Annotated in this window: 17 protein-coding genes; 11 read left to right on the top strand and 6 right to left on the bottom strand. The window is 37.1% G+C overall.

Going from position 1 to position 23,261, the window contains the following annotated elements:
- Positions 1 to 2: 2 nt before the first annotated feature.
- The 3 genes from AC4IF5_RS06300 to AC4IF5_RS06290 all read right to left on the bottom strand — a co-directional run bounded on the left by AC4IF5_RS06300 (position 3) and on the right by AC4IF5_RS06290 (position 6,129).
- Positions 3 to 1,961, bottom strand: coding sequence for a putative porin (locus tag AC4IF5_RS06300; protein ID WP_490732739.1), 1,959 nt, complete (start codon positions 1,959 to 1,961; stop codon positions 3 to 5).
- A 90-nt stretch (positions 1,962 to 2,051) separates the two neighbouring features.
- Positions 2,052 to 3,233 (bottom strand): RagB/SusD family nutrient uptake outer membrane protein, encoded by a 1,182-nt coding sequence (locus tag AC4IF5_RS06295; RefSeq protein WP_490732737.1) that lies wholly within the window; start codon positions 3,231 to 3,233, stop codon positions 2,052 to 2,054.
- 13 nt (positions 3,234 to 3,246) lie between these two features.
- The gene (locus tag AC4IF5_RS06290; protein WP_490732735.1) at positions 3,247 to 6,129 is read right to left on the bottom strand and encodes a SusC/RagA family TonB-linked outer membrane protein; all 2,883 of its coding nucleotides are present in this window, start codon (positions 6,127 to 6,129) and stop codon (positions 3,247 to 3,249) included.
- 436 nt (positions 6,130 to 6,565) lie between these two features.
- On the opposite strand from AC4IF5_RS06290, the gene AC4IF5_RS06285 reads away from it, so the two are divergent.
- Complete coding sequence (locus AC4IF5_RS06285; RefSeq protein ID WP_490732733.1) at positions 6,566 to 7,219, top strand: hypothetical protein; 654 nt, start codon at positions 6,566 to 6,568, stop codon at positions 7,217 to 7,219.
- Between the two features lie 78 nt (positions 7,220 to 7,297).
- Here the strand turns inward: AC4IF5_RS06285 and infB are convergent, their stop codons facing one another.
- The 3 genes from infB to rimP all read right to left on the bottom strand — a co-directional run bounded on the left by infB (position 7,298) and on the right by rimP (position 12,057).
- On the bottom strand, positions 7,298 to 10,258 hold the full coding sequence (infB, locus tag AC4IF5_RS06280; RefSeq protein WP_490732731.1) for a translation initiation factor IF-2: 2,961 nt from the start codon (positions 10,256 to 10,258) through the stop codon (positions 7,298 to 7,300).
- Positions 10,259 to 10,337: 79 nt separating this feature from the next.
- Entirely contained in the window at positions 10,338 to 11,573 is a 1,236-nt protein-coding gene (nusA, locus tag AC4IF5_RS06275) for a transcription termination factor NusA (RefSeq protein WP_066691517.1), read from the bottom strand.
- A 16-nt stretch (positions 11,574 to 11,589) separates the two neighbouring features.
- Positions 11,590 to 12,057 (bottom strand): ribosome assembly cofactor RimP, encoded by a 468-nt coding sequence (rimP, locus tag AC4IF5_RS06270; protein ID WP_490732729.1) that lies wholly within the window; start codon positions 12,055 to 12,057, stop codon positions 11,590 to 11,592.
- Between the two features lie 215 nt (positions 12,058 to 12,272).
- Here rimP and AC4IF5_RS06265 point away from each other — a divergent pair, with 215 nt between their 5' ends.
- From AC4IF5_RS06265 to AC4IF5_RS06220, 10 genes are all read left to right on the top strand, one after another.
- A complete protein-coding gene (locus tag AC4IF5_RS06265; protein WP_490732727.1) occupies positions 12,273 to 13,586 on the top strand; it encodes a UDP-glucose dehydrogenase family protein in 1,314 nt (437 codons plus the stop codon).
- A 4-nt stretch (positions 13,587 to 13,590) separates the two neighbouring features.
- On the top strand, positions 13,591 to 14,670 hold the full coding sequence (gene rfbB / locus AC4IF5_RS06260) for a dTDP-glucose 4,6-dehydratase (protein ID WP_490732725.1): 1,080 nt from the start codon (positions 13,591 to 13,593) through the stop codon (positions 14,668 to 14,670).
- Between the two features lie 5 nt (positions 14,671 to 14,675).
- Positions 14,676 to 15,134, top strand: coding sequence for a hypothetical protein (locus tag AC4IF5_RS06255; RefSeq protein ID WP_490732723.1), 459 nt, complete (start codon positions 14,676 to 14,678; stop codon positions 15,132 to 15,134).
- A complete protein-coding gene (gene rfbA, locus AC4IF5_RS06250; RefSeq protein WP_490732721.1) occupies positions 15,131 to 15,994 on the top strand; it encodes a glucose-1-phosphate thymidylyltransferase RfbA in 864 nt (287 codons plus the stop codon). The genes AC4IF5_RS06255 and rfbA overlap by 4 nt, the downstream gene beginning before the upstream one ends.
- A gap of 172 nt (positions 15,995 to 16,166) precedes the next feature.
- Entirely contained in the window at positions 16,167 to 17,015 is an 849-nt protein-coding gene (locus tag AC4IF5_RS06245) for an ABC transporter permease (protein WP_490732719.1), read from the top strand.
- 35 nt (positions 17,016 to 17,050) lie between these two features.
- A complete protein-coding gene (locus AC4IF5_RS06240; RefSeq protein ID WP_490732717.1) occupies positions 17,051 to 18,286 on the top strand; it encodes an ABC transporter ATP-binding protein in 1,236 nt (411 codons plus the stop codon).
- Between the two features lie 3 nt (positions 18,287 to 18,289).
- Positions 18,290 to 19,603, top strand: coding sequence for a glycosyltransferase (locus AC4IF5_RS06235; RefSeq protein ID WP_490732715.1), 1,314 nt, complete (start codon positions 18,290 to 18,292; stop codon positions 19,601 to 19,603).
- 3 nt (positions 19,604 to 19,606) lie between these two features.
- On the top strand, positions 19,607 to 21,463 hold the full coding sequence (locus AC4IF5_RS06230; protein WP_490732713.1) for a DCC1-like thiol-disulfide oxidoreductase family protein: 1,857 nt from the start codon (positions 19,607 to 19,609) through the stop codon (positions 21,461 to 21,463).
- 35 nt (positions 21,464 to 21,498) lie between these two features.
- Entirely contained in the window at positions 21,499 to 22,626 is a 1,128-nt protein-coding gene (locus AC4IF5_RS06225) for an ATP-grasp domain-containing protein (RefSeq protein WP_490732711.1), read from the top strand.
- Entirely contained in the window at positions 22,623 to 23,255 is a 633-nt protein-coding gene (locus AC4IF5_RS06220; RefSeq protein WP_490732709.1) for an acetyltransferase, read from the top strand. The genes AC4IF5_RS06225 and AC4IF5_RS06220 overlap by 4 nt, the downstream gene beginning before the upstream one ends.
- Positions 23,256 to 23,261 lie beyond the last annotated feature (6 nt).

Genomic DNA, 23,261 nt, shown 5'->3' with positions numbered 1-23,261 from the left:
TTTTAGTTGAACAAATACCACACGATCCCGATGTTCAACCTGAAATCATACACCGGATAATGTGGAAATGCATATGCTTTGTTATTGGAAATAAAGGTTCCTATCTGCTGACCTTCTATGAAAAAGAACATTTTTTTCACCTTCATATTAATATACAGGTCGGCAATAGGCTGCCCTCCGATAGAGAAGGAATTTGTATTGGGAAGAATATATTCATTAAGAATTGGTGAATATTCTCTTGATGCAAATTTTGAGAAATAATATACTTTAATTCCAGCCTGAATTTCAGCGGCCTTTTTAAATGCCTGGGTCTGATAGAAGAAGTTAGCTCTTCCAATGAAGCCGGGTAAAGGGAGCAATTCTTTATTGGTCATTACATTTTGGAAATGTAATCTTGTATTCAAATAAAATTTACCGAAATTGAACGTTGCGTCTCCTCCAATCTGGGAGATGTTCACCGAGCTTTCACTCTGTTTCGGTACAGCACCAAATTCCGGCTTTACATCATTATCAAGGTAAGTATAGTTATCAATTCTGAAATAGTTGGCGAAAATTTCTGTTTTAAACCACTTCAGATTGATACTCCCTCCTGCTTCCATTACAGACTGGTTCTTTGCATTTTCAAAATAATAGTTGAAATTGCTGTAGACCGAAGTATTTAGAAGATAATTGAATGACGGATATGCGCTTTGAAAGTTGACTTTAGCATTGACAAAATAATCTTTTATCGGCTCAAATTTTAAGCTGTTGGTTGTTCTAAGATAGCTTTTGAACTGGCTTCCGTTAGAAAATTCTAAAAATGAGTTCAGCTGGATTTTATCCCAAAGTTTTACCTGTAGATTTCCCACAGCTCCTATCCTGTTCTCTTTAAGCTCACCCGGAAAAGGTACTCCATTAAGTGCAACCCAATCTCTGATACCTAGTTTAATCATCTGATATCGTACTCCTGCATCCAGTTTGAATTTTTCATTGTTGAAAATTAAACTCACCGTATTACTGAAATTATCAGAATACTTTTTGGTAGTCAAAGTAAATCCGTCCACTAAGTCTGTAGGCGCTTCATACCAATAAGTTTCCAGTGCACCCTGATTATAATAATATTTATTCCCCTGATGAGAAATGGTGTGTCTGATGCTGAAAGGAAATTTTTCTGCGTTGAACGGAGTGAACTGATGACTCAGATAATATCTTCTATAAGAGAACTGAGAGCTTGTCGATGCAAGATTTACCTGTGCATTCTGTCTGTTCTTATAATTGCTGTCACCATTCTGAAACAAATCATCTTCTGTAATCCCTCCACTTTCCTGGTTATTTACATTCTGATGAAGATAGTGGGCGAAGATTTCATAGTTCCCGCTTTTAGAAATGTAGTGCCCTGAAAATATTGTATTGTTGTTTGCTGCCAATGAATTCCTGTAAAGTCCCTGGGAACGAAGTCCCATGTATTCAAGAGCAAAGTTGAACCTTTTCCCTATATTCTGGGTATAGGTAGATCTTAAAGCGGCACCATTCCGCATAGCATTGTGATAAATGAATGAAGCGGTAGGTGTTTTTACATCATAATATTTTACCTCATTGGCCCCAAGGATCATATAAGATTTATTGGATGGCAGTAAAGCCAGGTTCTGTTCCGCATTTACTTCAAACACAAGAGGGTTAAACCCCGAACCAATATTGGCAGGCTGTACTCTTCCGAAATTATCTTGATTATTATACTGAGAGAAAATATGAGTTTTATCAAAAGTCATTACCGTGTCAAAAACTTTTTTTTCTGAAAACTGGGTCTGAAACTGATAATCATTAATGGTAGGTTTGAAAATCTCCAGGGAATCTTTTTTTCCCGAATCTATTACCAATGTATCTTCTTTTTTAATCGGTGGCACCTTGACATCTGCCTTATCAACGATCTGCGCCTTAATTACGAAACTAAAGAAGGAAAATATGAAAAGGATATACTTCATTATTCATTTTTGTACAGCAAAAATAAGAAATAATAGCAAATAAAAACCCCTGCTCGGAGCAGGGGTTCTATATAATATGATTATTGTTGATTAATTTAAAAGTTCATTAGCATCTATAGCACCTTGTGGGAAAGGTAATTTATATGTCTCTCCCTTAAGTTTCAAATCTGACCACCTAACCCATTCAAAAGATAATTCTAATCTTCTTTCGTCATCTAATGAAAGTGTTGAGTTTCTTATATTCTGAAGTTCTGCTAGTCTCGCTGTATTTCCTGCTTCTGCTGAAATAAGATACATCTCAGGAATTCTGGAAATTAACAAATCTGAATCATCATTTCTCGAATATTTATTTGAGAAAACGAAGTTACCCGTATCTGGAGCCTGGGCAATATCAAATAATACTTTCCTTGTATCATTTGTTCCCAATAATGCCAGCAGATCATCTGCTACGCCAAAACAGTTCCAAGTTCTTGCATCATAACTCATAATCCATCCCCAAGATCCATTTGCTTCCGCAAGGTTACCCGCAAATTTAAGGATTACTTCTCCCTCATTGTTTTTAGGATTTGCTGAAATAGTAAATTTACCACTTTGGATAAGTTCTTCAGCTTCAATACCTGCATTAACTAAATCACCATTCATTCTGTATACTCTTGCCAATAAAGCAGAAGCAGCTTCCTTAGTAGGAGTCAGTTTAGCTATCGAGTTAGCAGTATTTAAAGGTTCAATATTAGCTTTAGCATATTTAAGGTCTTCGATAATAAATGCTAAAACCTCTTTAGGTGTATTTGCTTTTATTGGCTTATTATCGTAGTTCTCATCTACCAATGGAACTCCTTCATAAAGATCGTACAGTCTAAGATACGACAATGCTCTCACATATTTTGCCTTCCCTTTTTGTGCATCAGATGCAGTAGGAACTTTTAATATTGTATTTGCCCTACTGATTGCAGTATAGAAATCTTTGTAATAATAAGATAATAGAATATCATCTGCCGGAACTATATGTTCATAAAGATACTGAACCTGAATAAATTGAAACTTATAAGGCTTATAGTTATCACCCATAATCTCGGAAGCCATCACATTAAAATAAGGATAACCGCTAGGTTCCATTATTCTTTTATATGCTCCTGTTAACAATTTATCAATATCTGCCGAAGATAAAGGAGCATTAGCATCTAGAGATGCCTCCGACTTAATATCTAACTCGTTCTCGCATGAAGTGAATAATAATCCAAATGCAAGTAATAATATACTTAACTTTTTCATTTTTAATTAAATTTTAGAAATTAACATTTAAACCTAAGCTATAAATTTTTACATTAGGAATACCATTTAAATCAACTCCCGAAGAAATTTTCGTAGTATCTGATGTTGTTTGGTCAGATGTTACAGCCTGATCTACATAGTATGTTTCTGGATCTAATCCAGAATACTTGGTAAATGTAAATGGATTTCTTACCTGAGCATAAATCCTCATAGACTTAACAAAACCTAAATGTTTACTATTAAGATTTACACCTAAAGTAATATCCGTAATTCTTAAATAATCAGCATTTTCTAAAAAGCGAGAAGATCTTTGATTATTCCAACTTGAAACAGAACTTGCTAAATGAGGTCTAGGCACATTAGTATTCATATTTTCAGGTGTCCAATAATCCATTTGCTCGCCAATCATATTAGTTGAAAAAGATGGATAGCCTACTCCTGCCCCACTTACACTTCTCTCTTTATACAAAGCGTATACTTTCTTACCGATAGAATATTGTGCATTAACAGATAAATCTAGTATACCATAACTAAATCTAGTATTGAATCCTCCATACATAGGAGCAATACCTCCGTTGAATACTTTTCTATCTTCTCCATTGATAATACCATCACCGTTGAGATCTCTATAAATCATATCCCCAGCTTCTACAACTTTAGTTACATTTCCAGCAGCATCTTTATATTCATATCTTTGTTGTGCAACCCCAAGAGATTCGTAAAGATAAAATGACCCTAAAGATTCTCCTTCTTTAACAATAGAAGCAAAACCTGTCGTAAATTGTCCTGCTTTGGTACCAATTTTTTCAACAGTATTTTTGTTGTAAGAGAAATTAGCTCCAAAATCCCACTTAAACTTTTCTCCCTTAATGATTTTAGCATCTAATGCAACTTCAAAGCCTTTATTATTGATTGAACCTACATTTTGCATTTGATTTAAAAACCCACTTTCCTGAACAACTGGCATCCTATATAATAAATCATTTGTTGTTTTATCATAATAATCAACTGTTAAATTAAGGCGTCTATTAAATATTGACAAGTCTAACCCTGCATCTATAGATTTTCCTTTTTCCCATTTAAGATCCGGATTATAAAGGTCTGTTACCGCTAAACCTGGATTCTGATTATGATTTTGGCCCGCTCCAATAAGATTTTGTCCGATTGAATAAGCAATACCTGTTTGATTGCCTGTAAAACCGTAAGAAGCCCTCAATTTCAATTCATTAATCGCTGGCACATTGAAAAAAGATTCATTAGAAACGGTCCAACCAAAGGATGCTGCAGGGAAATTTCCCCATTTATTACCTTTTGCAAATTTGGAAGAACCATCATATCTAGTCGATAACATTAAGTTATATTTATTATCCCATGACAACTGAGCTCTTCCAAAAAAAGAAGCCATTGACATTGCAACATAGTATGCTCTACCATTATTGATAACCCCTGCAGAAACTAACCAACGTAGATCATCTGAGGGAAAATTTTCTCCTTGTACAAAAGAATCTTCATACTCCCATCTTTGGAATGATTGTCCGACTAAAACATTAAGTTTTAATTTATTATCTACAAAAGACTTATCATAAGATGCTGTATTCTCGATCAAGTAATTTCTATTATTCTTAGTACTATAGTATCCATACCCCCATGGTTGACCTTCCTTCTCCCCTCTTCTTGTACTAGGAGCATCAAATCTGTTATATCTATTAGAATCTATACCTCCACTAAGAGAGGTTTTTAAAGTAAGTCCCTTAATGGGATTGTAAACAGCGAAGAAGTTAGCTCCCACTCTTTGCCATATATCACTAACCTGCCTTTCGAATGCCCAAAGAGGATTGTTAGTGTTTAGATTTCTGTTAGGTCTCCCATCAGCTCCATAAACAGCTTGATTAGGAGCTGCATTCATTGCATTGCTCCATGGCTGATAAGTATTATTGTCATCAGCGATTGGATTCGATTTTGTATAGGTAAAATAAGAATTAATTCCTATTCTAAATTTATCCGTTAGTTTTTGTTCTACATTTAGTCTAACTCTTCCAATCTGATATTTATCTTGTACTATAATTCCTTCTTGTTCAATGTGAGATAATGACAGATACATTTTTGACTTATCCGTTCCAGCAGTAATACTTAACTGGTTATTAGTAATAGTCCCAGTTCTTAGAACATAGTCCATCCAATTAGTATTGATACCTGTATCTGGCATCGGATTATTAATTCCTAAATAACCAACAGAACCAACGGCTGGATTAGGCAATATCCCATTCTGAATATCGTTGATATAATTTTGTCTTGCTACATCATGTACTTGCTTGTACTGAGAAGCATTAAGAAGATCTGGTTTTTTGATTATCTCTTGTATACCATAAGAACTTGAAAAAGACACTGTAGGCTTCCCACTGTAACGACCTGATTTTGTTTCAATTAAAACCACCCCATTTGATGCTCTGGAACCATAAATTGCACTAGATGCAGCATCTTTCAAGATTTCCATACTACTAATATCTTCAGGAGACAAATTCCCCATTGATTCTTGAGGTACCCCATCAATAATGTATAGAGGATTGTTGGATGCACTTAATGATCCATTACCTCTTATACTTATTTTAGTATTATTTCCAGCTCTACCTCCTGTATTAGCAACCTGAACACCCGGTGCCTTTCCCTGTAATGCTAATTCAACAGATGAAACCGGTTGTTCCTGTAAAGCTTCACTCTTAACAGTTGCAATAGCTCCTGTGACATCGCCCTTCTTTTGTTTTCCATAACCAACCATCACAACTTCTTCAATTTGAGTTTCCTTTGTGGTTGTATCCTTTTTTGTCGTTTGTGCAAAAGCGGCTTGTCCTATAAAGAACAATGCTCCAGCACTTAATACACGTAGCTTAACATTCATATTAACAAATTTTAATATATTTTAGGAGCAAATATGTTAATAAATATTAATACTGGCAAATTTTTCACCTCTACAGCCGTTGTTTACATTCACAATACAGTAACCTTACCACAATACATATATAATAATTCACAATATTTACTTCAAATTATTCATGAAAATTTAAAATCGATCTCAAAAACCCGCCCCTTTAACACTTTATAATCAGTTAAAAAAAAATTATTTATAATAAATCTAAATTACAACTATGCTAATTTTCAGCGATCTAACTATTATCAAGTTAAAAACCAATATTTTATATCACCTTTTATTGTTTTATCCGTTAATTAAAAAGAACTTTACTTTGTGATCCGAAAATCACTTAGTTTCTCTTTTGAAAATAATATATTTATACTTTTGAAAACAAATCATAAATTTAAAGAATGAAAAAACAATTTTGACCACATTAGTCATAGCTAGCTTTGCACAGCAGACCCTTTCAGTAAATGGTGCTACAGGGGCGCAATCGGTATTTGACGGTATCAAATCTACAACAGGTAAGACACTTAAATATGAAGAAATCGCAGGCGATTCTCCTTATATCAATAAAGAATTTTCCAATGCTAAAGTCGCTGCTAACTATGAGCAGGTACCTGTACGTTATAACAGCTACTCCGATGAAGTTGAGTTTAAGAAAAACGGAGAAGTTCAGGTTCTTCCAAAAACCTCAGATTTTTCAAGGATTGAGGTTGCTTCCCCAAAACAAACTATAGTACTTCTCCAAACTTCGGATGATCTAAACGGATACTTTTTTGAACTTTCCAATGGTAAAAACAGCCTGTATAAAAAGATCAAGACCAAATTCAACGATTTTGTTCCGGCAGCAAATTCTTATGCGAGCGACAGGCCAGCGAACTTCAAAACCCTACCTCCGGTATATTACATCAAAACAGACAATGGCTTTATAAAGAAGCCGAGAAATCAGAAAGAAATAATCGAGCAATTCCCGGATAAAAAAGAGAGTTTATCCGCTTTTTTCAAATCAAATAAGATCAAGTTTGACAAGGACGAAGATTTAATAAAGCTGGTTACTTTTTTAAATCAGAATTAAAAAATTGTTTAAATAAATTTAACATATAAAAAACCAGGCGCCTCAATGAGGCGCCTGGTTTTATTTTATCTGAATGTATTATTTCAGCTTTTTCTTAACAGCTACTTCTTCGTAAACCTCAAGAATATCCCCGATTTCGATATCGTTATACCCTTTCAGGTTCAGACCACATTCGTAACCTTTTGTCACTTCCTTCACATCATCTTTGAAACGCTTCAAGCTTTCAAGCTCTCCGTCAAATTTAACAATACCATCTCTCAACAAACGTACTTTCGACTGTCTTGTTACTTTTCCGGTAAGAACCATACAACCAGCAATTGAACCAACTTTAGAAATCTTGAATACCTCACGGATTTCAACATTTCCAATTACCTGCTCCTGGATTTCCGGAGAAAGCATTCCTTCCATTGCTTCTTTTACTTCATCGATTGCTTTATAGATTACAGAATATGTTCTGATTTCAATTTCCTCACGGTCAGCAAGCTCTTTTGCATTAGCACCAGCTCTTACGTTGAATCCAATGATAATTGCATCTGACGCTGCTGCTAAATTGATATCAGACTCTGTGATCTGTCCTACACCTGAGTGAAGGATTTTCACACTGATTTCTTCTGTTGATAATCTTTGTAACTGGTCAGAAAGTGCTTCCACAGAACCATCCACGTCACCTTTAAGAATAATATTCAGTTCTTTGAACTCTCCTAAAGCAATACGTCTACCTAATTCTTCAAGTGTTGTATGTTTTTTCGTTCTGATAGAAAGTTCTCTCTGAAGCTGCTCTCTCTTATTGGCAATTGCTTTACCTTCACTTTCATCAGTATAAACACGGAATTTATCACCTGCCGTAGGTGCTCCGTCCAAACCTAAAATCGTTGCAGGAATTGAAGGACCTGCTTCCGCAAGATTCTTCCCTCTTTCGTCAAGCAAAGCTTTTACTTTACCATGATTTTTACCTGCTACTACATAGTCACCAACTCTTAAAGTTCCGGTCTGTACCAACATTGTTGCCACATATCCTCTTCCTTTATCTAAAGAGGCTTCAATAACAACTCCATTAGCTGAACGGTCTGGGTTAGCTTTCAGTTCAAGCATTTCTGCCTGTAATAAAACTTTCTCCAATAATACATCTACATTGTTACCAAATTTAGCAGAAATCTCCTGAGCCTGAACATTTCCTCCCCATTCTTCAACTAAAACCGGCGGATTCAAGCCTGAAAGCTGTTGACGGATATTATCAGGATTTGCATTGGGCTTATCCACCTTGTTGATAGCAATAATCATTGGTACTCCTGCAGCCTGAGCGTGAGCAATTGCCTCTTTTGTCTGTGGCATTACATCATCATCGGCAGCAATTACAATAATTGCAATATCTGTGATCTGAGCACCTCTCGCTCTCATCGCTGTAAAGGCTTCGTGACCCGGAGTATCTAAGAATGTAATTCTCTGACCGTTTTCCAATTTCACATTGTAAGCACCAATATGCTGAGTAATACCTCCGGACTCACCTGCAATTACGTTAGTTTTTCTAACATAATCCAGTAATGAAGTTTTACCGTGGTCAACGTGTCCCATTACAGTAACTACCGGTGCTCTTGACACTAAGCTTTCTTCAGTATCAACTTCATCTTCTGAGTCTGTATCTTCAAGATCAGCATCAGAGAATTCAATTTTATAACCGAACTCATCCGCTACTAATAATAAGGTATCAGCTTCCAATCTCTGGTTCATGGTAACCATTACCCCAAGTGAGAAGCATGCAGAAATTACTTCTGTTGGAGAAACGTTCATTAAGCTCGCTAATTCCCCTACTGTAATAAATTCCGTTACTTTCAGCGTTCTGTCTTGTGCTTCAAGCTCCTGCTGACGTTCATCCTGCTCTCTACGGAAAGTTCTCTTATCTTTTCTGTGTTTTGCAGATTTAGATTTACCTCCTTTATTGGTAAGTTTTTCTAAGGTTTCCTTGATCTGGTTCTTAACTTGCTCGTCAGTTAATTCAACGGGCATCACTCTTTGACCAGGTCTGTTGTTTTGACCCCCTTTCTTAAATCCACCACCTGGGCCACCTTGACGGTTTCCTCCCTGGTTGTTTCCGAAACGGTTTCCTCCCTGGCCACCTTGACCTTGTGGACGATTTCCTTGCCCACCTTGTCCTTGACGGTTTCCACCTTGTCCACCGTTGTTGTTCTGACGGTTTCCTTGGCCCTGACCACCTTGGTTATTATTTCCTGAGTTTTGATTGTTCCCCTGGCCTTGATTATTCTGACCACCTGGTTTTTCAATTCTCTTTCTTTTCTTTTTCGCCCCAGCACCTGGTTTTGGCGCAAACTGAGTCAGGTCTATCTTTTCTCCAACGATCTTAGGACCATCAAGCTTCTGATATACCGTCTCAATTTTTTGAGGTTCCTGAGATTCAGGTTCAGCGTCAGCTTTTGGTGCTTCCGCTTTTTTCTCTTCTGCAACCACTGGTTTTGGAGTTTCTTTTACCGGTTCCACAGGTTTTGCTTCTTCTTTTTTCTCCTCCATTTTTGGTTTGTCTTTTTTCACAGGTCTGTTTCTAGATTCTATTTGAGACAAATCAATTTTATCCAAAACCTTAAATTCCTGTTTTTCTGGAGCTGCTTTTACTTCCGGCTGTTCTTCTTTCACAATTTCTTCTTTCTTTTCTTCAACCGGTGTCGCAACAGGGGCCACAGGAGCTGCAGGAGCCTCTTCAGCCTCAGGCTTCTTAGGTTCCAAATCTATTTTACCTAAAATTCTGGTTTCTGGTTTATTTGCTTTAGCTCTTATCACTTCAGGGGTTTTCTTCTCTTCAATTTCCAGCTTCTCTTCCGGAACTTTAGTGATCACCACCTCATGGGAAGCCTTTCGTTGTTCGCCGTCTTTAGCAAACTCAGCTTCCAATGCAGAATATGCCGCTTCTTCCAATTGAGCGTTAGGATTGCTTTCAACCTCGAAACCCCTTGACTGTAAAAACTCTACTAATCTGGACATCGAAATGTTGAATTCCTTAACCGCTTTATTTAATCTAATTTTTGGCATCTATATTATTTACTGTTTTTTAATTTTTAAAATTAAAGTATTTCCTTTTTACTGTTTATTAAATTTTATTCCTAAAATCTTAATCTTCAAATTCTTCTCTCAGAATACGTTTAACCTCTTCTATTGTTTCTTCTTCAAGATCAACCATATTTAAAAGACTTTCAGTTTCTTTATCTAATACTGATTTTGCAGTCGTAAGTCCTACTTTCTTAAACTCATCCAAAATCCACTGCTCGATATCGTCATTGAATTCTTTCAATTCAACATCGTCATCCTCGCTGGACTCTCTGTATACATCAATCTCATATCCTGTCAACCAAGAAGCCAGTCTGATATTTTGACCTTGTTTTCCGATTACCTTAGAAATTTCCTCAACCGGAGTATATACCAACGCATAGCTGGTCTCCTCATTGATCTCAATCTTGTTGATTGTAACGTTTCCTAATGCTCTCTTCACCAAGATCTCAGGGTTTTTAGACCACTGAATAACATCGATGTTCTCATTTCTCAACTCTCTTACAACGCCATGAATTCTGGACCCTTTTACCCCTACACAAGCTCCAACCGGATCAATTCTGTCATCGTAAGCATCTACTGCAATCTTCGCCTTCTCTCCAGGAATTCTTACTACCTTTTTCAGGATAATTGTTCCGTCCTGGATCTCAGGAATTTCCAGCTCTAATAACTTCTCAAGGAATTTAGGTGCAGTTCTGGAAATAATAATCTGCGGTTTAGAACCTTTAAAATCTACTGTCTCGACAATAGCTCTGATATTCTCACCCTTTTTAAAGAAATCGGATGGGATCTGGTTTTCTTTTGGTAAAATAAATTCGTTTCCTTCATCATCCAGCAAGATCACGTGCTTGTGACGGATATGGTGGATTTCCCCAACAACGATTTCCCCGATTTTATCTCTAAACTGCTCGTACAGCATCGCATTATTATGCTCCTGAAGTTTTGTAGCCAGGATCTGCTTAAGGGTAAGGATATTTCTTCTTCCCAACTGTGCAACAGGAATTTCCATTGTAAAGTCCTCACCTACTTCAAAGGTAGGATCAATCTTCTTTGCTTCAGAAATTTCAATTTCCAGATCATCATCTTCAGACATTTCGTCCTCTACAATCGTTTTATTTAAAAATATCTGAAAATCTCCTTTATCCGGGTTTACAATCACATCAAAATGGTCATCTGAGTCAAATCTTTTTCTCAAAAGTGTCTTCAGTGAATCTTCAATAATTGCCATAAGATCAATCTTACTGATCCCTTTTTCGTCTTTAAAATCACCAAAGGATTCAATCAACGCTATATTATCCATCTATTCTTTTTTCTTTTTAAAATTTAATTACTACTAATGCTTTTTTGATCTCGGAGTAAGAAATCTCTTTCTCCTCTTCTACATCCACTTTTCCTTTTCCGATATCTTTCGGCTTCCGGTAACGCAGAATAAGTGTGATCTTCTCATCGTCTACTTTTGACAATTCCCCCTCAATCTTGGAAGAATCCTCCAGCACTACCTCAATCTCTCTTCCTATGTTTTTACTGAACTGTCTTGGTGTGGATAATGGCTCGCTCAATCCTGCAGACATCACCTGAAGGCTGAAGTCATGCTCTTCACGATCCATATTGAATTCTATTGCACGGCTCGCATCAAGGCAGTCCTGCAACGAAACTCCATTATCACCATCCAAAATCACCGTAATATCATCCCCTGCAGAGATCTTAAGATCAATAAGAAACAGATCTTTTCTGGTCTCAAGGAATTCATTTAATAATTCTTCAATTCTTTTTCTAAACTCCATACGTACTTTTATCTTGGTTTACAGTACGAAAAAAGGCTTTCTTGCGAAGCCTTCTCATTTTTTCCGTAAATCCATTGCAAATATACGCTTTTTTTCTAAAAATGCAAAATAATCTTATTATCAAGCAAATAGACTAAAACTCATTTACAATAAATTAAAGAAGCAAGTGAAAGTATTTTTATTATTTTTGTCTTGAATTTTAAAAACAAAACATTTTGAATATAACGATTGTAGGAACAGGCTACGTAGGATTAGTTACAGGAACTACCCTAGCAGAGCTTGGCAATTCAGTTTACTGTGTTGACATTGATGAAAAAAAAGTAGAAGGTATGAAAAACGGCATTGTTCCCATCTATGAGCCGAACCTTGAAGAAATGTTTCTGAGAAACATCCAGTCTGAAAGATTATTTTTTACCACAAATCTGAAAGAAGCTTTAGATAAAAGCGAAGTCATATATCTGGCATTACCTACTCCTCCGGGAGAAGATGGTTCTGCAGATTTGTCCTATGTACTTCAGGTTGCCAACAACATTGGAGAGATGATGACAGAATACAAGGTCATTGTCAACAAAAGTACCGTTCCCGTAGGAACCGCAGACAGGGTAAGAGAAACGATATCCGCAAAAACAGATATTCCTTTTGATGTGGTTTCAAATCCGGAATTTCTCAGAGAAGGATTTGCTGTGGAAGACTCTATGAATCCCTCAAGAGTAGTGGTAGGAGCCAGTTCCGAAAGAGCAAAAGACATTATGTCTAAAATCTACCAGCCCTTTACCAATACAGGTATTCCGATTATCTTTATGGATGAGAAATCATCTGAGCTTACAAAATATGCTTCCAATTCGTTCCTGGCAGTAAAAATCACCTTTATGAACGAGATCGCCAATTACTGTGAAAAAGTAGGTGCCGATGTAGACAAGGTAAGGTTAGGAATGGGAAGTGATGATAGAATCGGACACCGATTTTTATTCCCCGGTATCGGATATGGAGGAAGCTGTTTCCCTAAAGACGTAAAAGCGCTAATCAAATCCGGAAAACAGGAAGATTTTAATTTCCAGATCCTGGAAGCGACTGAACAGGTAAATACGGCACAGAAAGTAATTTTAGTTTCTGAAATCGAAAAGTACTTTGGCGGAAATATTGAAGGGAAGAAAATTGCCCTGTGGGGACTTGCTTTCAAGGCTAACACGGATGACATCAGAGAGGCTTCGTCTTTAGACAATATTGCCCTGTTACTTGAAAAGGGAGCTAATATCACTGCATATGATGCTGTTGCAGAAAGCAACGTTCAGAAACTTATTGGAGATAAAATACAATACGCCAAAGGAATGTATGACGCATTAGAAGATGCTGACGCTCTGTTCATCGCTACAGAATGGCCGGAATTCAAAAATCCTAATTTTGAGCTTATGGCTAAGAAGATGAAAAATAAAGTCATTTTTGACGGAAGGAATATGTATCCGCTGGAAATCCCGGAACAAAACGGATTTTATTATAAAAGTATAGGAAGAAGGACCATCTCAAAATAATTAAATGAAAAATATAATCATTACAGGAGGAGCCGGCTTTATTGGCTCTCATGTGGTAAGAGAATTTGTAAAAAACAATCCGGACAGTACGATCATCAATCTTGATGCTTTGACCTATGCCGGAAATTTAGAAAACTTAAAGGACATTGAAAATGAGCCTAATTATGTTTTCGAAAAAGCAGATATCACCCAGCCGGAAGAACTCAGAAGAGTATTTGAAAAATATAACCCGGATGCTATTGTTCATCTGGCTGCAGAAAGTCATGTTGACAGAAGCATCACGGATCCTATGGCATTCATTAATACCAACGTGAACGGAACAGCCAATCTTCTTAATCTTTGTAAGGAGTTCTGGACACTTAACCCTGATCATACGCATGGCAGGTTCCCGGATGAAAAAAGAACGAATTTATTCTATCATGTCTCTACTGACGAAGTCTATGGAAGCTTAGGGGAAACCGGTTTCTTTCTGGAGACAACACCTTATGATCCGCAGTCTCCTTATTCCGCGTCAAAAGCAGCTTCTGACCATTTGGTAAGAGCTTATGGAAATACTTACGGAATGCCGTTCATTGTATCCAACTGCTCCAACAACTACGGGCCGAATCATTTCCCTGAAAAGCTGATCCCTCTTTGTATTTCAAATATCATTAATGAAAGACCGTTACCTATTTATGGCGATGGGAAATACACCAGAGACTGGTTATTTGTAATCGATCACGCCAGAGCGATCCACCAGATCTTCAATGAAGCAAAGACCGGAGAAACGTACAATATTGGAGGCTTCAATGAATGGCAGAATATCGACCTGGTAAAAGAACTGATCAGGCAAATGGATGCGAAGTTGGAAAAACCGGAAGGATATTCCGAGAAACTGATCACTTTTGTAAAGGACAGACCGGGTCATGACAAGCGCTATGCTATTGATGCGACTAAATTAAATAAAGACCTTGGCTGGAAACCTTCTGTAACGTTCGAGGAAGGATTAGGAAAAACCATCGACTGGTACCTTGACAATAAAGAATGGCTGGAAAATGTAACCAGCGGAGATTACCAGAAATATTACGAAAAACAATATAATTAACAAAGATGATGAAGCATATTTTTTTATTGCTTTTCGGGATATTTTCTGCTTTAGCGGGAGCGCAAGAACTCCCTCCTCCCGCCATGGCCAATTCATCTCAGCAAAAACTGATTGATGAGTTTATAGAGGTATCCCATTACAAAGAAGCACTGATCAATTATGCCAAAGAATATATCGAGCTCAGGATGTTTGATTATGATGTAACTCCTCCAAAGGAGCTTCTTACCAAAGAACAGGCCCGTTCTATTATCAGCAATTTTGATTTTAATAAATTAAGAATATCACTGTACAGCTCATTTTCTTTTATCCCTGAAGAAAATTTAAAAAAGTTAATTGCATTCCATAAAAGCATAGGAGGCACACTATCGAAGAACAATTCTGTACTCTTAATGACTGATACCATAAATTTTAACATCAGGAATCAGATAGACTATGCTATAGAGAATTTAAAAAATAAAAGATGAAAGGAATAATATTAGCCGGAGGTTCCGGAACAAGACTTTACCCTCTAACCATTGCAGTCAGTAAACAGCTGATGCCTGTTTATGACAAACCTATGATCTATTATCCGCTTTCCACGCTTCTTTTGGCGGGGATCAAGGATATTTTAATTATCACGACTCCGCATGATCAGGCGGGATTCATCAAGCTTTTAGGAGATGGCTCACAGATCGGCTGTAATATTGAATATATTGTACAGCCAAGTCCGGACGGACTCGCTCAGGCATTCATCCTGGGAGATCAGTTTATCGGTGACGACTCTGCGGCTCTTGTCCTTGGTGACAATATTTTCTACGGTTCCGAAATGGGAACATTGCTGAAAAACAAAACCAATCCGGATGGAGGGGTTGTTTTTGCTTATCACGTTGCAGACCCTGAAAGATATGGCGTGGTGGAATTTGATCATAATTTAAAAGCTGTATCCATCGAAGAAAAGCCTTTAAATCCAAAATCAAACTACGCTGTTCCCGGCCTGTACTTTTACGACAATGACGTGGTGGAGATTGCCAAGAACATCAAACCTTCCGCAAGAGGGGAACTGGAAATCACTGACATCAATAATGTCTATTTAAAGAATGGAAAGCTTGAAGTAGCTGTTCTCGACAGAGGCACGGCATGGCTGGATACCGGAACTTTTGATTCTCTTCATGATGCATCAGAATTTGTAAGCGTCATTGAAAAAAGACAGGGATTCAAGATTGGCTGCATCGAGGAAATTGCTTTCAGGAACAAATTCATCGATGAAGAAAAACTGCTGGAAACAGCCGTAAAATATGGCAAAAGCGGTTACGGTGAATACCTGAAACAACTTATTGGAAAATAACAACAAATTTTACACATTTTGCATACTATTGGCTTTATGCCAATAGTTTTTGCTCATGCCAACAAATATCAATATATTAGTTGTAATTTTTTAGTTTTATGTTAATAATAATTCATAAACTAAAAAAAATTGTAAGAATTAATTATCTATAAATTTGCAAAAACTTACACAGATGAATGAACCACAACAAAAGTGGACCGAAACGATTGATGCTGATCATTCGTTGTTTGATTTGAAGCTAAAAGAAGTCTGGAAATACAAGGATCTTGTCTATATGTTTGTCAAGAGAGATTTTGTATCCAGCTTTAAACAAACCATTTTGGGACCCATCTGGTTTTTTATCAATCCTATCTTAACGACCATTGTATATCTGATTATTTTTGGAAGGATTGCCAGATTACCTACAGACGGTGCCCCCCCACTTCTTTTTTATCTTGCCGGAGTTACGCTCTGGAATTATTTTTCCACCTCTCTTCTGGCTACCTCGTCTACATTTTCCGGAAATGCGGGAATTTTTGGGAAAGTTTATTTCCCGAGACTGGTTACGCCTATATCGATCGTAATATCAAATCTTATGCGATTGGGGGTTCAGTTTCTTCTGTTCCTTATCGTATGGGTATATTATTTAAGCCAGGGTAAGGTACAGCCCAATCTGTGGATTCTTGCCACGCCTTTTCTTATTCTGTTGATGGCATTCTTTTCTCTGGGGTTAGGAATGATTTTCTCAGCTCTTACCACAAAATATAAAGACCTCAACATGCTTTTAGGGTTTGGAGTCAGTTTATATATGTATACAACTCCTGTTATTTATCCTACTTCTTCGCTCAGAGGAGTTTTCAAAGAGATTGCCTTATATAATCCTTTAACAGGTATTTTTGAATGCTTTAAATATGCGTGGTTAGGTGTCGGCAACTTCTCTCCTCTTATGCTTGGTGTGAGCACGATCATTATCCTTATCATCATGGCTGTAGGAATTGTGATCTTCAATAAGGTTGAAAAAACCTTTATGGACACTGTATAATTATTCCCTTATTTAAAAATATAAATTGAAAAAATATGCTGGCTTTAAAAGCAGAAAATATATCTAAACAATATCGCCTGGGACAAGTCGGAACAGGAACTCTTTCTCATGACTTAAACAGATTCTGGTATAAGGTAAGAGGAAAAGAAGATCCTTATCTGAAAATCGGAGAGGCTAACGACAGAACGACAAAAGGAGATTCTGAATACGTATGGTCCCTGCGTGATATCAATTTTGAAATAGAAAAAGGTGATGCCGTAGGAATCATTGGAAGAAACGGGGCGGGAAAATCTACATTACTTAAGCTATTGAGCAAGGTAACAAAACCCACTACCGGAAAAATATACACCAACGGAAGGATCGCTTCTTTACTGGAGGTAGGAACAGGCTTTCACCCTGAGATGACCGGGAGGGAAAATGTATTCTTAAATGGTGCCATTTTAGGAATGACCCGTAAAGAGATCAAACGTAAGTTTGATGAAATTGTAGCTTTTTCCGGAGTAGAAAGATACATTGATACTCCTGTTAAAAGATACTCTTCAGGGATGTACGTTCGTCTGGCTTTCGCCGTTGCCGCTCACCTGGAATCTGAAATTCTTATTGTAGATGAAGTTCTGGCAGTAGGCGATGCCGAGTTTCAGAAAAAATGCCTGGGAAAAATGAATGACGTCACAAAAGGAGAAGGAAGAACCATTCTTTTCGTGAGCCATAACATGGCCGCTGTGAAGCAGCTTTGTACATCCGGTATCCTTCTGAAAAACGGACAGGTTGCCCACCGGGGAGATATAAACAGCGTGCTGGAAAATTATATCATCAATGAACTTTCTCCTAACAGCGAGTTTAAATATATTGAAGATATCAGCAAAAAAGCCCAGATCCAAAAAGTAAGGGTTTACAATAACAATGCTGTAGAGACTACCGAATTTGGACATAATGATGACATCAATCTTGATATCAGCTTTATCAACAGAAGCGTAAAAAACGGCATCAGGGTAAACATTGCCGTGTTAGATAAATTTGAAAATGTAATCTTCATCACAAGGAAAGTGTTTGAAGAAAAAAATGAAAATAATTTTACCATAAAAATCGAAGGAGGGAAATTAATTCCCAATACCTATGTACTGTCAGTCGCAATAGATACTCCGGCAGTAGAATTATATGATATTATAAAAGGAGGTATACAGCTTAATATCATTGAGACAGGTCATGAGAATTTCCTTACCGGAGATACAGAGAACGGAATCATCACTCCACCTGTTATATGGATATAAAAAATGAGTAAAAAAATATTAATTTTATCTACAGGTGATGTAAACGGAGCATACGAAGCAATGTATAAAGTGGCCCATATCATGAAAAATATGGGACATGAAGTTGCTATGTGTGTAAAGCACAAAACAAAGAACGAAGAATTTATTAAAGCATATAGCCACCCCTCTCCTAAAGCTGTACAACCTGGCACTCTGACTAAGATTATTAATAAGGTCAAAACAGAATTCAACCTCACAAAACCCAAAGAGGTAAAAAAAACGCTTAGCACAGACAGAAAATACTCTTTTTTCAGTAAGGATGAATCAGCAGAAAACATCAATACAGAAAGTCTGCTGAAAACCGTAGGCTTTATCCCTGACTTTATTTTTGTAGGGATGACCATCGATTTTCTCAATACCACAGACCTCCTCAATATATATAATGCAACGAAAGCCAAAATATATAATATCACGGTAGACATGAATCATTTCACCGGGGGATGTCATTTTTCCTGGGGGTGCGAAGGCTATGTAAGAGGTTGTGATGAAACGTGTCCTGCCATTACAAAAGAGGATGAAAAAGTGGTTGCAAAGAATAATTTTGAGAGAAAATACAGTAATGCCCAAAAAGCTAACTTTCAGATCATTGCAGGTTCAGGGCTCACATTGGAACAGGCTCAAAAATCAAAAATTTACAGAGAGCAGGAAATCATTTATAATATCAACAGCTTAATCGATACCAGGTTACTCAATGACAAAAATAAATCAATAGCAAAAAGGATCTTTTCATTATCTGATGACCGCTTCTATATTTTGACAGGGGCTCAGAACATGGAAGATCCCAGAAAAGGCTTTGCATACCTGATCGGGGCTCTTGAAATACTGGATCAGGAATTACCCCAGGATGTAAAGGATAAGATCGTTCTGCTGGTAGTTTCCAATAGCGTCAATGAAGAGTTTGACAGGGTTACCTTTACCAAACAGAAAATAGATTATATAAAAGACTACAGGCTGCTGGCATTACTATACCAGGCTGCTGATCTTTTTGTCAATTCCTCTATTGAAGATTCCGGTCCTATGATGGTTTCTGAAGCCTTAGCCTGCGGAACTCCGGTTGTAGGCTTTGATACAGGTGTGATAACCAATATGGTAATAGATGATTATAACGGCTATAAAGCTCCATTGAAGGACAGTAAAAAATTAGCTGAAGGAATAAGAAAAATCTTTGAACTCAATAAGGATTCCTATAATATTTTTTCTAAAAATGCGGTTCATCAGGTAGAAGAATTTTCCTCCTATGAATATGCTGAAGAAATTTTTACCAACATTTTAAAATAACGAATGATCAAAAGACTTTATAATAAAAAAATTTCCGGCCTGGGACTCTCCATATTCAGGATTGTCTACACGTCGGTATTGCTTTGTGAAGTAATCCAGTTCTATTATTTCAGGCATCTGATCTTTGATAAAATCCCTTTTCTGGATCCTGCCGAAATTGATTTTGGAATTCCAATAAAAATCTGGATGATTGCCCTTATTTTTATCATATTAGGGCTTTTCACAAGACTGGCAACGATCATTAATTACCTGATGACCATTATTCTTATAGGCAGTATCAACACCTATGAGTATCATATGTTCTATGCTTATCTGGGAATCAATTTCCTGATGCTGTTTTTACCGGTTTCGAGGAATTTATCCCTGGACCGGCTTATTGAGAAATATAAGTATTCAAATACCAGGTTTCAGTATGATCCTCCCAAAAAAGTAAGTATTTTATGCTATTATATTCCCATGTTTATTGGGGTTGCTTTTGTATACTTTGATTCTATTTTTTATAAGTTTACATCGGCATACTGGACCCAGGGACTGGGTATGTGGTACCCGACAAGCATTCCCTTCACCAACTTTATTTCGATTCCTGCCATATTGGATCAGAAATATTTAATGCTGTTCTTCGGGTATCTGACACTCGTTTTTGAACTTGTTTTCATTTTCACATTCTTCCGCAAAAAATGGAGAGTTCCTCTATTGATTATAGGTATGGGACTGCATCTGGGAATATTGATATGTTATCCTATTCCATGGTTTGGTTTAGGAATGTGTGCCATTTATCTTTTGATGGTACCTGTTTCCTGGTGGGAAAAACTATTCACTGTCCGTAAAAAACCGGCCAAACTTACTTTTTACTATGATGGGGAATGTCCTTTATGCAACCGTACAAAGATTACGATCCAGCATTTTGATATTGCGGGAAGAATAGACTTTAAAATGGTACAATATTATGCAGAGCAGAATCCGTTACTGAAAGATATTCCAACGGATGAGCTTCTGGATGACATTCATTCGGTACAGGATGGCAAGGTATACAAAGGACTGGATACCTATATCAGGGTTTTTAATGCCATCACTTATTTAAAACCTCTGAGCTGGATATTACGCATTCCCGGAATTTACCATATCGGTAAAGCCGTATACAAATTTGTTGCAGAGAACAGAAATACTGAACGATGTACGGAGGACAACTGCGGATACACACCCCCATCTCTTCCCCCAGATGAGGATAAATTCAAAATTCTTCAAAGCTATACATTAAAAGACCTTAAGGTTTCGCTGATCAGCCTTGGACTCAGCATAGTAATCATATTACAGATTATCGTTTCCTATAATTCCATTAAAAATAAAGGAGGCTTTGAAAAAACACTTCTAGGAAAAAAGATAAGCAGACTTTCCGACGCTGTAGAAAAGCCCTCAAAAACTTATCTGGGAATCACTCACCACGCTGTTTTCATGGATTACCATTTCAGCGAATACAATCACATTGTTTCCCTTGCTTATCTCGATAAGAACGGGAACGAGGTCTGGCTGCCTATTATAGAAAAAGACGGAACTGCCGGAAGGTATCTGTATGGACCTACATGGATCAAATGGTCGTTCCGTACTACAGACAATATCATCAATCAGGAAAACCTGAAAACCGGAATCCGGGACTTTACAGCATTCTGGGCTGCAATGAACAATATCAACTTACAGGACGCAAAATTCATTATCAAGGTAAAGAAAATTGACACCACTCCCCATCATTGGGAAAAAGGATTTCTTTTAAAACAAATGAATAAGCCATGGCAGAATGTAGGAACGGCCCAATGGAAGGATAAGGAATTTTCAATACAGGTACCGGAGATCGAAACGTTATAACAAAGTATCCTCTTTCAAATTTAAATATTAATTAAATGGTGAAAAAAATTGCAATATTAGGAGCCAGCTATTTACAGATGCCCCTTGTTCAGAAAGCAAAGGACAATGGGCTGGAGGTTCATTGTTTTGCCTGGGACGATGGGAAAGCAGTATGTAAAGAATACTCAGACTATTTTTATGACGTTTCCGTTCTGGAAAAGGATATCATTCTTGAAAAATGTAAAGAGATAGGTATAAATGGTATTATTACAATCGCCACTGACATCTGTATTCCGACAATAGCTTATGTAGCGCATGAGCTCAATCTTCCGGGAAACAGTGTAGAATGTTCATTACTCACCACCAACAAATCATTGATGAGAAAATGTTTTGAGGAAAATAATATCCGATCTCCCCACTCTATTACAGTTTCCGAATTCAACCCTGATGATTTTAAAAATTTTAACTACCCTTTAATTATAAAACCTTCCGACAGATCCGGAAGCTTAGGTGTTATAAAGGTCAACTCTCTTGAGGAATGCAAAACAGCCATAGAAAATGCGATAAACTGTTCTTTTTCTAAAACCTGTGTGGTAGAGGAATATATCAAAGGGAAAGAAGTAAGTGTTGAAACCATTAGTTTTAAAGGCGAACATAGGATGATAACAATTACGGATAAAGTGATTACCTCAGAGCCTTACTTTGTAGAACTGGCACATCACCAGCCAAGTTCATTTCCTGACCATATTCAAAATAAGATACTGGATATTACTTATGCAATACTGAATGCTACAAAAGTAGAAAACGGAGCATCTCATGTGGAACTCATGATCACTGCAGATGGTGATGTCTATCCTATTGAAATAGGAAGCCGGATGGGTGGTGATTTTATAGGTTCGGATCTGGTGCAGCTGTCCACAGGATTTGATTATGTACAGGCTGTTTTAGATATCGCGTTAGGCCAGTTTAAACTTCCTGTTGAAATAACACAAAAAAAATATGCAGGTGTTTATTTTCTGTCTGAAAACACAAAATACCTGTTGCCTTTTTTTACTGACAGCAAATTCGACCAATACATTGTAAAGAAAGAAATTACAAATCCTTCTTTACAAAATGTACATTCCAGCAATGACCGGTCTGGATATTTAATCTATCAGTCTGACCAAAAAATTGACTTTGCATGAAACGTATCGCCATAATTGGATCAGGCCATTTGGGGCAACAGATCCTGTATCATATCCATACTGATACAGAAGATCAGGTTGTAGGCTTTTTTGATGACTTTCAGGAAAAAGGAAGCCTGGTAAAAGACCTTCCGGTATTAGGAGGCAAGAATGATATTCCGGATTCTTTTCAACAAGGCCTTTTTGATGAATTGGTAATTGCTATAGGATACAAGCATTTAGACTTCAAGAAACAGGTATTTGAAAGCTTTAAAAACAAAATCCCTTTTTACACCTTCGTTCATTCAACAAGCATTGTTGATCCTTCAGCCAAAATAGGAAGCGGAACTATTATTTACCCTAATTGTATGATCGATCAGGATGTAGAGATTGGAGATAATGTACTGATGAATATTTCCTGCTCCATTGCCCATGATTCTGTAATAGGAAATCATTGTTTCCTGTCTCCATCAGTATCTATAGCTGGTTTTGTAAAGGTTTCCGAATTATGTATTCTCGGGATAAACAGCACCATTATTGACAATATCAGCATTTCGGAAAAAGTACAGCTGGGAGGAGGATCTGTTGTCATCAAGAACATTTCCAATCCTGGATTGTATGTAGGAAATCCTGTAAGATTTATACGGTAATTTCAT

It is taken from the genome of Chryseobacterium sp. UF-290 (assembly GCF_058245615.1).
This window is presented reverse-complemented; position numbering and strand designations above follow the sequence as displayed.